Genomic DNA, 13,234 nt, shown 5'->3' on the forward strand with positions numbered 1-13,234 from the left:
GCCACCGGGTACACGCGAAAACCGTAGAGCGAATCGCCGATGCCCGCGAACAGCGTCTCGAGCTGGGCCCAGCCATTGGAAACGCGCCGGCCGCGCACGCGCAGCAAGGGCGCGCTCGCATCGAAGACCGGACGCCCGAGCACCATCGTCTCGGGCCGCGCCTGCGACGCCTGCATGAAGGCCGGGATCAGGTCCGGCGGATGCTGGCCGTCGGAGTCCATCGTCAACGCGTGGGTGTAGCCGGCACGCTGGGCCTCGCGCAGGCCATGCAGCACCGCCGCGCCCTTGCCCTGGTTGTGCGGCAGAAGCCAGACGCGCAGGCCGGGGTCTTCAGTGGCCATCCGCTGCAGGCGCTCGCCGGTGCCGTCGGTGCTGCCGTCCACCACCACCCACACCGGGTTCCATTGCGCGCGTGCCGCCTTGACCGTGGAGAACAGGCGTTCGCCCGTGTTGTAGCTGGGAATCAGGACAAGGTGGGTGCGCGAGACGTCTGGCATTCGGGCTGCGCCTCGGGGGCGCGCTGTTCCATGGATTGGCGGTAATAGAGTTCGATCTGCTGCAGCAACGCGTTGCTGTCCTGCGACGGCGCGAAGCGCTGCCCCAGGCTCAGGCGGAACACGATCGGCAGCGGCGGTATGCGCCACAGGGGCCAGCCCTTGCCCAGGTACGGCGAATCGGTGTCGATGAAGACGGTCTGGATCGGAACCTGCGCCAGCTTGGCGATCAGCGTGACGCCCGGCCTGAAGCTGTTGAGCGGCGGCTTCACGGTGCGCGTGCCCTCGGGGAAGATCACCAGCTGGCCCCCGCTGCGGAGGTCGTCGACCGCGAGCCGCACCATCGTGCGCGCCGAGTCGTTGCGGATGTAGCGCGCCAGTCGGGCGCCCGCGCCCAGGAAGATGTTGCGCATCAGGTCGGCCTTCATGATGCAGGCGCTGCGCGGCAGGCGCGCCACCAGCAGCAGGGCATCGAGCATGGTCGGATGATTGGCCACGATGATCAGCCCGCGCTCGGCGCGCAGTGCGTCGAGGCAGTCGGCCTCAATCCGCATCATGCCGCTGAGCGATGCCGCGGCCCAGAAGAGGCGGTAGGCGCGGGCGATCACGCTGCGGCCGAGCGCGCGGCCGGTGGCTTCCGGCAGCAGCGGATACAGTAGCATCGCAAGGAGGTTCCACACCAGCGAAATGGCGCCGAGCAGCAGCAGCAGCGCGTACAGCGGCAGCGCGAACGGGATCGAGAGTCCCAGGCGAAGCAGCCGGTTCATGGAAAGCCTGGATCGTCAGGCGCGCAATGCGCCGCGCGCGACCGAATGGGCCTCGATCTCCACCAACAGGTCCTGGCGGCAGATGTCGGCTTCGAGGTAGACCGCATGGCTCACCGTGTGCGCTGCCGGGCCCAGCGCCTCTTCGAGAGCCTGCCGAACCCGGGGGGCGTCCGCGGCATGACGCACGTAGACCACGCAGTCGAGAGCCGCCAGGTCGAAGGCGGCGCTGGTGCGCTCGTTGGCCGCCGCGATCACGGCGGCAAGATTGCGCAGCGTCTCCTGCACCTGGGGCAGCAGTTCGCCCACGTGCACGGTCTCGTGGCCGACGATGCTGGCCGTGCCCGAGATGAACAGTGCCACATCGCCGCCGCCGATTTCGGCCAGCGCTGCGCGCGAGAAGGTCGGTGCTCGCGGCCCGTAGACCGGCGGGTAGCGATAGGCGGAGACCTGGCGCGGGTTCTCGACCGCGAGCGGAGCCGTATGGCCGGCCAGGAAGCGGATGCTCAGCGCGCCCTGGTGGATGCCGAGCGCGCAGGCCGCCGGGGCGCCGTCGAAGGCGGCCTGGCCGGCGTCGACGAAGGCCTGCTGCCGGCCGGCATTGAACTGCCGGTAGCGCTCCATGCCGCCGCCATCGCCGTTGATCTGCGGCAGATAGTTCCAGATCCGCAGCAGATGGCTGCAGCCGGTCTCATCGAGCGCGGCGAAGAGATCGCGGTACGCGCGTTCGGCCAGCGCGGCGACACCGCTGCGTTCGACGCTCTCGTTGAGGTCGATGGCACCGAGCGTCCAGTGGCCGTCGCTGCGCCAGCGCACCACGCCGGTGGTGCCCGACTCGACGTGGTCGCCGGCATGCCAGACATCGGCCATGGCGGCGCCGCCGGTCAGCACGCGCGCGTTCACGGTCGGCATCCAGGCCAGGCCATCGGGCGTGCCGTAGCCCAGCGCCCCGAAAGGGGCGACTTTGCCGGTCGAGAGGGCCAGGCTGTCGGTTAGGCTGAGGCGCTGCACGCGCAGCGGCGGTGCGCCAAGAGGGAGTCGTGCGGTCATTGGGCCTCGACGATGTTCTCGCCGGCGAGCGGCCCGAGATCGCGGATGTTGCGGCGTCGCCGCTGCCAGGCGTTCCAGGTTCGGCGCGGATGAGCGGCGCTGACCGCGAAGTAGATGGCTTTCAGCACGCGCAGCGATCGCCAGATGGGCGTCTGGCCGTGGATGTCGCCGGCCAGCAGCGACATCAGCGCCTCCTTGACGCGCATCGGATTGGACGGATACATGAAGAACTCGCGCATCGTCGGGTTGGTGACGCGGAAGATGAACCAGGAGAACTCCTGCGGCCCCTTGCGCATTTCGGCTTCGAAGCGGCGCCGTTCGGCCGCGGCCCGGGCGGGCTGGTCGAGCGCCGCGGCGACCACTTCGGAACCGACGAAGGCGCTGTGCATCGCCAGGTACACGCCCGACGAGAACACCGGGTCGATGAAGGCGTAGGCGTCGCCTAGCATCAGGTAGCGTTCGCCGCTGCAATGGGTGCTGGTGTAGGAGTAGTTGCCGGTGGCATAGACCGCCTCGTCGACCAGCGTGGCGTGCTTCAGGCGCAATGACAGCGGCTCGCACATCGCCAGCGTGTCGGCGAAGAAGTCCTTCAGCGGCTTCTTGCGTGACTTCAGGTAGTAGGGCCAGCAGACCGCGCCGACGCTGGTCGTGCCGTCGGGCAGCGGGATGTACCAGAACCAGCCGTGCTGGAACCAGAAGATCGTGATGTTGCCTTCGAGCTTGCCCGGTGCCCGCTCGGCATTGGTGAAATGGCCGAACAGCGCCGAGCTGTTGTGCTTCGGGTTCTTCTGCTTGGCCTTGAGCTTGTTCGACAGGAAGGTGTCGCGGCCCGAGGCGTCGATGACGAAGCGCGCGCGCCACTGGCGCCGGGTGCCGTCGTCCATCACGGCCTGCACGTCGGCGCCGTCGGCATCGAAGGCGACTTCGCGCACGCGGCAGCCTTCGAGGGTCCGGGCGCCTTGGGCGGCCGCATTGCGGAACAGGATCTCGTCCATCTCGGAGCGCCGCACCTGCCAGGCATAGGGCATGGACTTGTCCCAGGCCTCGGCGAACTCGAGCCGGGCCACGTGGTCGTGGTCGGGCGAGACGAACTCGACGCCCCACTTGGGCATGCCGATGCGCTCGAGCTCGTCGCGCAGCCCGAGCTTGTCGAACAGCGCTACGTTGGCCGGCAACAGCGATTCGCCGATATGGAAGCGCGGATGGTGCGCCTTCTCGAGCATCACGACCTGTCGGCCCTGCCGTGCCAGCAGCGCGGCGGCGGTGGCGCCGGCCGGGCCGCCGCCGATCACGAGCACGTCGCAAGTCTCCCGTGCAGGCAAGGCGGAATCGGGAATCGGCGGGGGATTGTTCATGCGCGTGGGCTTGGAAATGGTTCGCGCAAGGGGCGCATCAAGCGGGGATTATCCCAAAAAGGCATCGGCGCTCCTGTCGGACGTACCCGGCAGTTGCGCCCGCCGGACAGTAAACTCGCTGCTTGGATTGAAAACACAATATTGCGAGAGATAGAGCCATGGCCGGACACAGCAAATGGGCGAATATTCAGCACCGGAAGGGCCGTCAGGACGAGAAGCGCGGCAAGCTCTGGACCCGCGCCATCCGTGAAATCATGGTCGCCGCGCGCACCGGCGGCGGCGACCTGGGCGCCAATCCGCGGCTGCGTCTGGCGGTCGAGAAAGCCAAGGCGGTCAACCTGCCGATCGACACGATCAAGCGCAACATCGACAAGGCCACCGGCAACCTCGAAGGCGTCAACTACGAGGAGATCCGCTACGAGGGCTACGGCATCGGCGGCGCCGCGATCATCGTCGACACCATGACCGACAACCGCGTGCGCACCGTCGCCGAGGTGCGCCATGCCTTTTCCAAGCATGGCGGCAACATGGGCACCGAAGGCTCGGTGGCCTTCCAGTTCAAGCATTGCGGCCAGTTCGTCTTCGGGCCCGGCACCAGCGAGGACAAGGTCATGGAAGTGGCGCTCGAGGCCGGTGCCGAGGACGTCGTCACCGACGACGACGGCGCGATCGAGGTGCTGACCGCGGTCGGTGATTTCGAGGCCGTCAAGAACGCGCTCGAGGCCGCGGGCCTCAAGCCCGAGGTGGCCGAGGTCACGATGCGGGCCGAGAACACCATCGAACTTGCGGGCGAGGAAGCCGCTCGCATGCAGAAGCTGCTCGATGTCCTGGAAGACCTGGACGACGTGCAGGATGTCTATCACAACGCCGCGCTGTCCGATTGACGGCCCGGCGAACGAAAGCCCGCGAATGAAGGTACTGGTGATTGGGGGCGGCGGCCGAGAGCACGCACTGGCGTGGCGACTGGCGCAGTCCGACCGCGTCAGCCGGGTCTACGTGGCGCCGGGCAACGGCGGCACGCGCTCCGATACGCGCTACGAATGCGTGAACCTCACGGCGCCAGCCGAACTGCGGGCCTGGGCCCAGAAGGAAAAGATCGGCTTGGCCGTGGTCGGACCCGAGGCGCCGCTGGCGGCTGGCGTGGTCGACGAGTTCCGCGCCCATGGCCTGCGCATCTTCGGGCCGACCCAGGCCGCGGCGCAGCTCGAAAGCTCCAAGGCCTTCTCGAAGGCCTTCATGAAGCGGCACGCGATTCCGACCGCCGAGTACGAGGCCTTCACCGACGCCGCGGCAGCGCATGCCTATGTCGACGCCAAGGGCGCGCCGATCGTGGTCAAGGCCGACGGCCTGGCGGCTGGCAAGGGCGTGGTGGTCGCCACCACGCTGGCCGAGGCGCACGAGGCGATCGACTTCATGCTGCTCGACAACAAGTTCGGCGTCTCGCACAACGAAGGCGGCGCGCGGGTCGTGATCGAGGAGTTCCTGCTGGGCGAGGAGGCCAGCTTCATCGTGCTGTGCGACGGCAAGAACGTCACGGCGCTGGCCACCAGCCAGGACCACAAGCGCCTGCTCGATGGCGACGAGGGCCCCAACACCGGCGGTATGGGCGCGTACTCGCCGGCACCGGTGGTCACGGCCGAGGTGCATGCCCGGGCGATGCGCGAAATCATCCTGCCGACCATCCGCGGCATGGAGAAGGATGGCATTCCCTACACCGGCTTCCTCTACGCCGGACTCATGATCGACGCCAAGGGTCATCCCAAGACGCTCGAATTCAACTGCCGCATGGGCGACCCCGAAACGCAGCCGATCATGCTGCGGCTCAAGTCCGACCTGTTCGAGGTTTTCTGGCACGCGACCGACGGCACGCTCGACCAGGTCGATCTCGAGTGGGACCGCCGTGTGGCGCTCGGCATCGTGATGGCCGCGCACGGCTATCCGTTGGCGCCGCGCAAGGGCGACCGCATCAGCGGCATTCCGCCCGAGGCGCCCGACGCCGTGGTGTTCCATGCGGGCACGGTGCTCGACGGCGGCGAGCTCACCACCAGCGGCGGCCGGGTGCTGTGCGTCACGGTGCTGGCCGACAGCGTCAAGCAGGCGCAGCAGCGCGCCTACGCGGTGGCGGCGCGCATCCAGTTCGACGGTGCCCAGTATCGCAAGGACATCGGGCACCGCGCGGTCCACGCACGCGGTCCCCAGGCTTGATGCAAGGCAGCGCAGACACCGGTGAGGGCCGTCCGGAAACAGTGGCGGCCTATCTGCGCGGCCTGCAGCAGCGCATCGTCGACGCGATCGAGGCGGCCGATGGCGGCCGTTGCGTTCGCGACCCCTGGCAGAAGGAACCCGGCGAGCCGCTGCAGGGCAGTGGACTGACCTGCATCCTCGAGGGCGGCGCGCTGTTCGAGCGCGCCGGCTGCGGTTTCTCGCAGGTGCGCGGGCCGCGCCTGCCGCCCTCGGCGACCCAGCACCGGCCCGAACTCGCCGGCGCACCATTCGAGGCGATGGGCGTGTCGCTGGTCTTCCATCCGCGCAATCCCTACGTGCCGATCGTCCACATGAACGTCCGCATGCTGGCCGCGCTGCCGAAGGATGCCGCGACGGTCTGCTGGTTYGGYGGCGGCATGGACCTGACGCCGTGCTACGGCTTCGAGGAAGACGCGGTGCATTTCCACCGCGGCTGCCGCGATGCGCTGGCGCCTTTCGGCGACGACAAGTACCMGCGCTTCAAGACCTGGTGCGACGACTACTTCACGCTGAAGCATCGCAACGAGCAGCGCGGTGTCGGCGGCATCTTCTTCGACGACTTTTCCGAGGGCGGCTTCGAACAGAGCTTCGCGCTGCTACGCGCGGTCGGCGACGCCTTCCTGCCGGCCTACCAGCCGATCGTCGAGCGGCGTCGCGACATGCCGTACGGCGAGCGCGAGCGCGCCTTCCAGCTCTACCGGCGCGGCCGCTACGTCGAGTTCAACCTGGTCTGGGACCGCGGCACGCATTTCGGCCTGCAGTCGGGTGGACGCACCGAATCGATCCTGCTGTCGATGCCGCCTCTGGCCAGCTGGGCCTATCGCCGCGAGCCCGAGCCGGGCAGCCCCGAAGCGTCGCTGTACAGCGACTTCATCATCCGGCGCGAATGGCTCTGAACCCACCGCGCGTCGGTGTCTTCGGCGGGGCCTTCGATCCGCCGCACGACGCGCATGTGGCCTTGGTGCAGGCGGCGCTCGCGCAAGGGGACCTGGCCGAGCTGCGCATCTTTCCGACCGGGCACGCGTGGCACAAGGAACGCGCGCTGAGTTCCGCCGATGACCGTCTCGCCATGGCGCGGCTGGCTTTCGACGGCATCCCGGGCGCAGTGGTCGATGCCCGCGAGATCCTGCGCCCCGGCCCGACCTACACGCTGGACACGCTGCGGGAACTGCAGCAGGAGTTACCCGGGGCTCAACTGGTGCTGATCGTCGGAGCCGATCAGGCGCTTTCGCTGCCGCGCTGGCACGGTTTCGAGGCGATTCTCGCGACCGCTATAATTTCGGTAGCAAATCGCGCAACAGCCACGGGCCCCTCCGGCCCATTCGATCCCGGAATGCTGGCACCCCTGCCGTCCGGCGCGCGATTCGAGCAACTCCAAATCCAGCCGATGGACACCAGCGCGACCGATATCCGGGCRCGCGCTGCGCGTGGCGAGGACCTCCGTGGTCTGGTTCCGGCGGCGGTTGCACGCTATATTGACAGACACCACCTCTACCGACCCGCCTGATGACCACTGAAGCCGCCGCAAAAAAAGACATCCAGAAACTCCAGAGGGCCATCGTCGACGGGCTCGAGGACGTCAAGGCGCAGGACATCCAGGTTTTCGATACCGAGCATCTCTCGCCCCTGTTCGAGCGCGTGATCGTCGCCTCGGGCACCTCCAACCGCCAGACCAAGGCGCTGGCCTCCAGCGTGCGGGATGCGGTGCGCGATGCCGGCTTCAACAAGCCGCGGGTCGAGGGCGAAGCCAACGGCGAGTGGATCATCGTGGACTGCGGCGCGGCGGTCGCACACATCATGCAGCCGGCGATCCGCCGCTACTACCATCTCGAGGAGATCTGGGGCGACAAGCCGGTGCGCACCAAACTCGGCGCCGCCAAGCCGATGGCCGCCGTCCAGGCCAGCGAAGAGAAGGCGCCTGCGACCAAGAAGGCCCCGACCTCGCTGCGCCGCTCGAGTGCCGCCAAGACCGCGATCCGTTCCGCCGAGCAGGCCGCCAAGCTCGAGAAGCAGAAGCCTGCGGCCAGGAAGACCGCGGCGCGCAAGACCGCCGGGGCCAAGACGCCGGTGAAGACCGTGGTGGTCAATAAGGCGCCGGCCAAGAAGGCGGCCGCCAAGAAGGCCGCGCCCGCAGCGAAGAAGGCCGCACGCAAGACGACCTCGACAAGGGCATGAAGCTGCTGGTGGTCGCGGTCGGGCAGCGCATGCCCGACTGGGCGCAGACCGCCTGGGACGACTACGCCAAGCGCTTTCCGCCCGAACTCAAGCTCGAACTGCGCGCGGTCAAGACCGAGCCGCGCGGCTCCAAGACCCTCGAGACCCTGTATGCGGCCGAGCGAGAGCGCATCGAGTCGGCAATCGCCAAGGGCATGCGCATCGTCGTCCTCGACGAGCGCGGCACGGCGCTGACCACCAAGGCTCTGGCGGCGCGCCTGCAGGCCTGGCAAGGCGAGGGCGACGACGTCGCGCTGGTGATCGGCGGGCCCGACGGGCTCGATCCCGCGTTCAAGGCCGCTGCGCACGAGCGCATCCGACTGTCCGACCTGACCCTGCCGCATGCGATGGCGCGCGTGCTGCTCGTCGAGCAGCTGTACCGCGCCTGGTCGGTCAATGCCGGCCATCCGTACCACCGCGAATGAGCGCCGATCCCAAGTTCATCTATCTGGCATCGCAGAGTCCGCGCCGCGCCCAACTGCTCGGGCAACTCGGCGTGTCGCATGAGCTGCTGCTGGCCACTGCCGACGAAGACGCGGAGTCGCTCGAGGCCGTGCAGCGCGGCGAATCGCCCACCGCCTACGTGCAGCGCGTCACGGCCCTGAAGCTCGATGCCGCCGTCCTGCGGCGCGAGCGGCGCGGTCCGCCGGCGGCCCCGATCCTGTGTGCCGACACCACCGTGGCGATCGGCCGCACGATCCTCGGCAAGCCGGAGGATGGCGCCGATGCTGAGCGCATGCTCGCGCTGCTGGCGGGCCGCACGCATCGCGTGATGACCGCGATCGCATTGCAGCATGGCGACCGGCGGCTGGCTGCGCTGAACGTTTCGCACGTCCGCTTCGCGGCGATCGGCCCGGCGCAGATCGCTGCCTATGTCGCCGGCGGCGAAGCCCTGGGAAAAGCCGGCGCCTATGCCATCCAGGGCCGTGCCGCGGCTTTCATCGAACACATCAGCGGCTCGCATTCGGGCATCATGGGGCTCCCGATGTTCGAGACTGCGGCGTTGCTGCGGCAGGCCGGCTTCGAGATCTAGAACAACATGCAAGACATCCTGATCAACTGGTCCCCGCAAGAGACCCGCGTCGCGCTGGTCGAGCATGGCGCCGTGCAGGAGCTCCACCTGGAGCGCACGCTGGAGCGCGGGCTGGTCGGCAACGTCTACCTGGGCAAGGTGTCCCGCGTGCTGCCGGGCATGCAGTCGGCCTTCATCGACATCGGCCTCGACCGCACGGCTTTCCTGCACGTGGCCGACATCGTGGCGCCGTTCACACCGGGCTCGCGGTCGAGCACCCAGGCGCCCGAGCGCGACCACCGCAACGGCGGCGCCATGGTGCCGATCGAGAAGCAGGTGTTCGAGGGCCAGTCGCTCCTGGTGCAGGTCATCAAGGATCCGATCGGCACCAAGGGCGCGCGGCTGTCGACCCAGATCAGCATAGCCGGCCGGCTGCTGGTCTTCCTGCCGCAGGACAACCACATCGGCGTCTCGCAGAAGATCCCGCCCGACCTGCGCGACGCCTTGCGCGGCCGCATGCAGGCGCTGATCGAGGCCGCCGCGGCGGCCGACAGCGGCGGCGTGGTGCCGGTCAACACCGGCGGCTTCATCTTGCGCACCAACGGCGAGGATTCGAGCGATGCCGAGCTGGCCGAGGACATCGCCTACCTGCGCAAGACCTGGACCCGCATCCGCGAGCTGTCGGCGCGCATGCCGCCGATGTCGCTGCTGCATCAGGACTTGAGCCTGCTGCAGCGCGTGCTGCGCGACATGACCAGCGAGGACACGCAGACCATCCGCATCGATTCGCGCGAGCAGTTCGATTCGCTGCTCAAGTTCGGCCTCGAGTTCATGCCGCAGGCGGCAGGCAAGCTGCAACTCTACAAGGGCGAGCGGCCGATCTTCGATCTCTACTCGATCGACGAGGAGATCGCCAAGGCGCTGKGCCGCCGGGTCGACCTGAAGTCGGGCGGCTACCTGGTGGTCGACCAGACCGAGGCGCTGACCACCGTCGACGTCAACACCGGCGGCTTCGTCGGTGCGCGCAACTTCGACGACACCATTTTCAAGACCAACCTCGAGGCGGCGCAGGCGATTGCACGGCAACTGCGGCTGCGCAACCTGGGCGGCATCATCATCGTCGACTTCATCGACATGGCGCGCGACGACCACCGCGAGCAGGTGCTGGCCGAGTTCCGCAAGCAGCTCGCGCGCGACCGCGTGAAGACCACCGCCGGCGGCTTCTCGCAACTGGGCCTGGTCGAGATGACGCGCAAGCGCACCCGCGAATCGTTGGCCCACATGCTGTGCGAGCCCTGCCTGGCCTGCAACGGGCAGGGCATCGTCAAGACCGCGCGCAGCGTGGCTTACGACGTGCTGCGCGAGATCCTGCGCGAGGCGCGGCAGTTCACGCCGCGCGAGTTCCGCATCGTCTCGTCGCCGCAGGTGATCGAGCTGTTCCTCGACGAGGAGAGCCAGCACTTGGCGGGCCTGAGCGACTTCATCGGCAAGCCGATCTCGCTGCAGGCCGAGCCCGCGATGGGGCAAGGCCAGTACGACATCGTCTTGCTGTAGCTCGCTGTAGCCGCTAGATCGTGCCGCGGACGGCGTGCCGCTGCAGCCGCGCATAGAGCCCGTCGAGCGCCATCAGCTGCGCGTGGCTGCCGTGTTCGGCCACCCGGCCGTGGTCCATCACCACGATGCGGTCGGCATGCTGGATGGTCGACAGTCGATGGGCGACGATCAGCGTCGTGCGGCCCTGCATCAGCCGGTTCAGCGCTTCTTGCACCAGCCGTTCGCTTTCGGTGTCGAGCGCCGAGGTGGCCTCGTCGAGCAGCAGGATCGGTGCGTTCTTGTAGAGCGCCCGGGCGATCGCGAGCCGCTGCCGCTGGCCTCCCGACAGCTGTGTCGCGTTGTGGCCCAGCACGGTGTCGATGCCCTGCGGCAGGCTGTTGACGTGCACCGTGAGGTTGGCGGCCGCCACGCATTCGTTCACGCGCTGGCGGTCGATTGCGGCACCGAGCGCCACGTTGGCGGCCAGCGTGTCGTTGAGCATCACCACGTCCTGGCTCACCATCGCGAACTGGGAACGCAGGCTCTTGAGCTGCCAGCCGGCAATGTCCTGTCCATCGAGCAGCACCTGGCCTGCGCTCGGCAGCACGAAGCGCGGCAGCAGGTTGACCAGCGTGGTCTTGCCTGATCCCGAAGGACCGACGAAGGCCACCACCTCGCCGGGCGCGATCGAGAAGTCGACGCCATCGAGCGCCCGCGCCTCGTCGTCGCCGCGGTAGTTGACCCGCACGCCACGCAGTTCGATGCGGCCTTCGGCACGGGCCGATTCGAAGCGGCCCTGCGGCTCGGAGCCGACGCTGTCGACCAGTTCGAGCCCGCGCTCCAGCGCCGCCAGCCCGCGGGTGATCGGGTTCGCCATGTCGGCCAGCCGGCGGATCGGCGCGATCAGCATCAGCATGGCCGCGATGTAGGCCACGAAGCCGCCCACCGTCAGGCCCTGCTCGTTGCTCTGCCAGAGCGCGATCACCACCACGATCGACAGCGCGACCGCGGCCAGCAGCTGGGTCAGCGGCGTCATGGCCGCCGACGCGATGGTCGACTTCACCGCCAGCCGGTTCAGGCTGTGGCTCAGGCGCTCGAAGCGGTCGGTCTGGCTGGTCTCGGCGTTGTGCAGCCGGACCATGCGGTGCGCCAGCACGTTCTCCTCGACCACGTAGGCCAGCTCGTCGGTGGCGAGCTGACCGAGCCGCGTCAGGTGATAAAGGCGCTTGGACAGCACCTTCATGATCCAGGCCACGCCCGGCACCAGCAGGCCGACGATCAGCGTGAGCTTCCAGTTCAGGTAGAGCAGGTAGAACAGGAGCGCGATCAGGGTCAAGCCGTCGCGCGACAGGCCCAGCAGGGCCTGCACCAGCAGCATGCCGCCGGTCTGCACCTCGTAGACCACCGTGTTCGACAGCGCACTTGCCGACTGCCGCGAGAAGAGAGCGAGTTCCGCGGCCAGCAGCTTCTGGAACAGCATGCGGCGCAGCCGCTGCATGCCTTCGTTGGCGATCCGGGCGAGCGCGTATTGCGACACGAATTGCGCGAAGCCGCGCACCGCGAACAGTGAGATCATGGCAACGGGCACGATCCAGAGCGCGAGTTGACCGCGCGTGAAGCCGCGATCGAGCAAGGGCTTGACCAGCGCCGGCATCAGCGGCTCGGTCAGCGCGGCAATCAGGGCGGTGAAGAATCCGAGGCCCCACCAGCGGCGCGAGCCACCGAACCAGGTCATCAGGCGCGCGAGTCGTCGCGTCAAAGGGGGGCGCACCGATTCGGCGGCGGGGGAGGGCTGCATGGCGGCGCATTCTACGGTGCGCATCTTGTAGGACCGGGCCGGCTCATACACGTTTTGTGACGGCAGGGCCATCGCAGGATGTACTATGTAGGGTGTTTTATCCGAGACAAGAAACTTAATCCTCGGAAACCTCTCCGAACTGCATGAAAAAGCCGTTGCAAGACTTTCCCCCAACCCCTTCTTCATCGTTCTTCGGTCGCCGCACCTTGATTGCGGCCCTCGCTGCCTCCCCCATGATTCCCGCGCTGGCCCAGTTCCGGGTCGAGGTGTCGGGTGTTGGCGTGACGCAGCTACCGATCGCGATCGCTCCGTTCCGGGGCGAAGACTCCTCGCCGCAGAAGATCTCTGCGATCGTGCTGGCCGACCTCGAGCGCAGCGGGCAGTTCCGGGGCGTCGACGCCTCGGGCCAGGCGCTCGATGAAAGCTCGCGACCCGACCTCAGCTTCTGGCGCCAGCGCACCGCCGATTCGCTCGCGGTCGGCAGCGTGACCCGGCTGGCCGACGGCCGCTTCGACGTCCGCTTCCGCCTCTGGGATGTCGTTCGCGGTCAAGACCTCGGCGGCCAGAGCTACACGGTCCCGCAGGGCGATCTGCGATTGGCGTCGCACCGCATCGCCGACTACATCTACGAGAAGCTCACCGGCGAGAAGGGCATCTTCTCGACACGCATCGCCTACGTCACCAAGGGCGGCACGCGCTACACGCTGTGGGTGGCCGACGCCGACGGCGAGAACGCGCAGGCGGCGCTGGCCAGTCCGGAGCCGATCATT

13 protein-coding genes and 1 pseudogene are annotated in these 13,234 nt (G+C 68.1%); 9 read left to right on the top strand and 5 right to left on the bottom strand.

Going from position 1 to position 13,234, the window contains the following annotated elements; all coding sequences use genetic code 11:
- From AC1DY5_RS20245 to AC1DY5_RS20260, 4 genes are all read right to left on the bottom strand, one after another.
- Positions 1-497: glycosyltransferase family 2 protein (locus AC1DY5_RS20245; protein ID WP_478114192.1), on the bottom strand; the 497-nt coding region annotated here is incomplete at its 3' end.
- Positions 464-1,261, bottom strand: coding sequence for a lysophospholipid acyltransferase family protein (locus AC1DY5_RS20250; RefSeq protein WP_478114194.1), 798 nt, complete (start codon positions 1,259-1,261; stop codon positions 464-466). The genes AC1DY5_RS20245 and AC1DY5_RS20250, both read right to left, overlap by 34 nt.
- A gap of 15 nt (positions 1,262-1,276) precedes the next feature.
- A complete protein-coding gene (locus tag AC1DY5_RS20255; RefSeq protein WP_478114196.1) occupies positions 1,277-2,308 on the bottom strand; it encodes a chorismate transformation FkbO/Hyg5 family protein in 1,032 nt (343 codons plus the stop codon).
- Positions 2,305-3,663, bottom strand: coding sequence for an NAD(P)/FAD-dependent oxidoreductase (locus AC1DY5_RS20260; RefSeq protein ID WP_478114198.1), 1,359 nt, complete (start codon positions 3,661-3,663; stop codon positions 2,305-2,307). The genes AC1DY5_RS20255 and AC1DY5_RS20260 overlap by 4 nt, the downstream gene beginning before the upstream one ends.
- A gap of 158 nt (positions 3,664-3,821) precedes the next feature.
- Here AC1DY5_RS20260 and AC1DY5_RS20265 point away from each other — a divergent pair, with 158 nt between their 5' ends.
- Genes AC1DY5_RS20265 through rng form a run of 8 tightly spaced genes read left to right on the top strand, consistent with a single transcriptional unit; the run spans position 3,822 to position 10,687 of the window.
- Positions 3,822-4,547 (top strand): YebC/PmpR family DNA-binding transcriptional regulator, encoded by a 726-nt coding sequence (locus AC1DY5_RS20265; RefSeq protein WP_478114200.1) that lies wholly within the window; start codon positions 3,822-3,824, stop codon positions 4,545-4,547.
- Between the two features lie 25 nt (positions 4,548-4,572).
- Positions 4,573-5,868, top strand: a complete 1,296-nt coding sequence (purD, locus tag AC1DY5_RS20270) for a phosphoribosylamine--glycine ligase (RefSeq protein WP_478114202.1) — start codon at positions 4,573-4,575, stop codon at positions 5,866-5,868.
- On the top strand, positions 5,868-6,803 hold the full coding sequence (gene hemF / locus AC1DY5_RS20275; protein ID WP_478114204.1) for an oxygen-dependent coproporphyrinogen oxidase: 936 nt from the start codon (positions 5,868-5,870) through the stop codon (positions 6,801-6,803). Before purD ends, hemF begins: the two co-directional genes overlap by 1 nt.
- Complete coding sequence (gene nadD, locus AC1DY5_RS20280; RefSeq protein WP_478114206.1) at positions 6,794-7,414, top strand: nicotinate (nicotinamide) nucleotide adenylyltransferase; 621 nt, start codon at positions 6,794-6,796, stop codon at positions 7,412-7,414. The genes hemF and nadD overlap by 10 nt, the downstream gene beginning before the upstream one ends.
- Positions 7,414-8,082 (top strand): ribosome silencing factor, encoded by a 669-nt coding sequence (gene rsfS / locus AC1DY5_RS20285; RefSeq protein ID WP_478114208.1) that lies wholly within the window; start codon positions 7,414-7,416, stop codon positions 8,080-8,082. Before nadD ends, rsfS begins: the two co-directional genes overlap by 1 nt.
- Complete coding sequence (gene rlmH, locus AC1DY5_RS20290) at positions 8,079-8,546, top strand: 23S rRNA (pseudouridine(1915)-N(3))-methyltransferase RlmH (protein WP_478114210.1); 468 nt, start codon at positions 8,079-8,081, stop codon at positions 8,544-8,546. Before rsfS ends, rlmH begins: the two co-directional genes overlap by 4 nt.
- Positions 8,543-9,154 carry a Maf family protein gene (locus tag AC1DY5_RS20295; RefSeq protein ID WP_478114212.1) on the top strand — a complete coding sequence of 204 codons (612 nt, stop codon included), beginning with the start codon at positions 8,543-8,545 and terminating at the stop codon, positions 9,152-9,154. Before rlmH ends, AC1DY5_RS20295 begins: the two co-directional genes overlap by 4 nt.
- A 6-nt stretch (positions 9,155-9,160) precedes the next feature.
- The gene (gene rng, locus AC1DY5_RS20300; RefSeq protein WP_478114214.1) at positions 9,161-10,687 is read left to right on the top strand and encodes a ribonuclease G; all 1,527 of its coding nucleotides are present in this window, start codon (positions 9,161-9,163) and stop codon (positions 10,685-10,687) included.
- A gap of 13 nt (positions 10,688-10,700) precedes the next feature.
- Here rng and msbA read toward each other — a convergent pair whose 3' ends face one another.
- Complete coding sequence (gene msbA / locus AC1DY5_RS20305; protein ID WP_478114216.1) at positions 10,701-12,464, bottom strand: lipid A export permease/ATP-binding protein MsbA; 1,764 nt, start codon at positions 12,462-12,464, stop codon at positions 10,701-10,703.
- A 233-nt stretch (positions 12,465-12,697) separates the two neighbouring features.
- Here msbA and AC1DY5_RS20310 point away from each other — a divergent pair.
- A pseudogene (locus tag AC1DY5_RS20310) lies at positions 12,698-13,234 on the top strand (Tol-Pal system beta propeller repeat protein TolB); the annotation flags it as partial.

The sequence above is a fragment of the Variovorax sp. P4_D9 genome, assembly GCF_056401695.1.

Excerpts from the sequence above, each read along its gene's own strand:
- AC1DY5_RS20250 (WP_478114194.1), bottom strand. The coding sequence starts at position 1,261 with ATGAACCGGCTGCTTCGCCTGGGACTCTCGATCCCGTTCGCGCTGCCG.
- AC1DY5_RS20255 (WP_478114196.1), bottom strand. The coding sequence starts at position 2,308 with ATGACCGCACGACTCCCTCTTGGCGCACCGCCGCTGCGCGTGCAGCGC.
- AC1DY5_RS20260 (WP_478114198.1), bottom strand. The coding sequence starts at position 3,663 with ATGAACAATCCCCCGCCGATTCCCGATTCCGCCTTGCCTGCACGGGAG.
- AC1DY5_RS20265 (WP_478114200.1), top strand. The coding sequence starts at position 3,822 with ATGGCCGGACACAGCAAATGGGCGAATATTCAGCACCGGAAGGGCCGT.
- purD (WP_478114202.1), top strand. The coding sequence starts at position 4,573 with ATGAAGGTACTGGTGATTGGGGGCGGCGGCCGAGAGCACGCACTGGCG.
- rsfS (WP_478114208.1), top strand. The coding sequence starts at position 7,414 with ATGACCACTGAAGCCGCCGCAAAAAAAGACATCCAGAAACTCCAGAGG.
- rlmH (WP_478114210.1), top strand. The coding sequence starts at position 8,079 with ATGAAGCTGCTGGTGGTCGCGGTCGGGCAGCGCATGCCCGACTGGGCG.
- AC1DY5_RS20295 (WP_478114212.1), top strand. The coding sequence starts at position 8,543 with ATGAGCGCCGATCCCAAGTTCATCTATCTGGCATCGCAGAGTCCGCGC.
- msbA (WP_478114216.1), bottom strand. The coding sequence starts at position 12,464 with ATGCAGCCCTCCCCCGCCGCCGAATCGGTGCGCCCCCCTTTGACGCGA.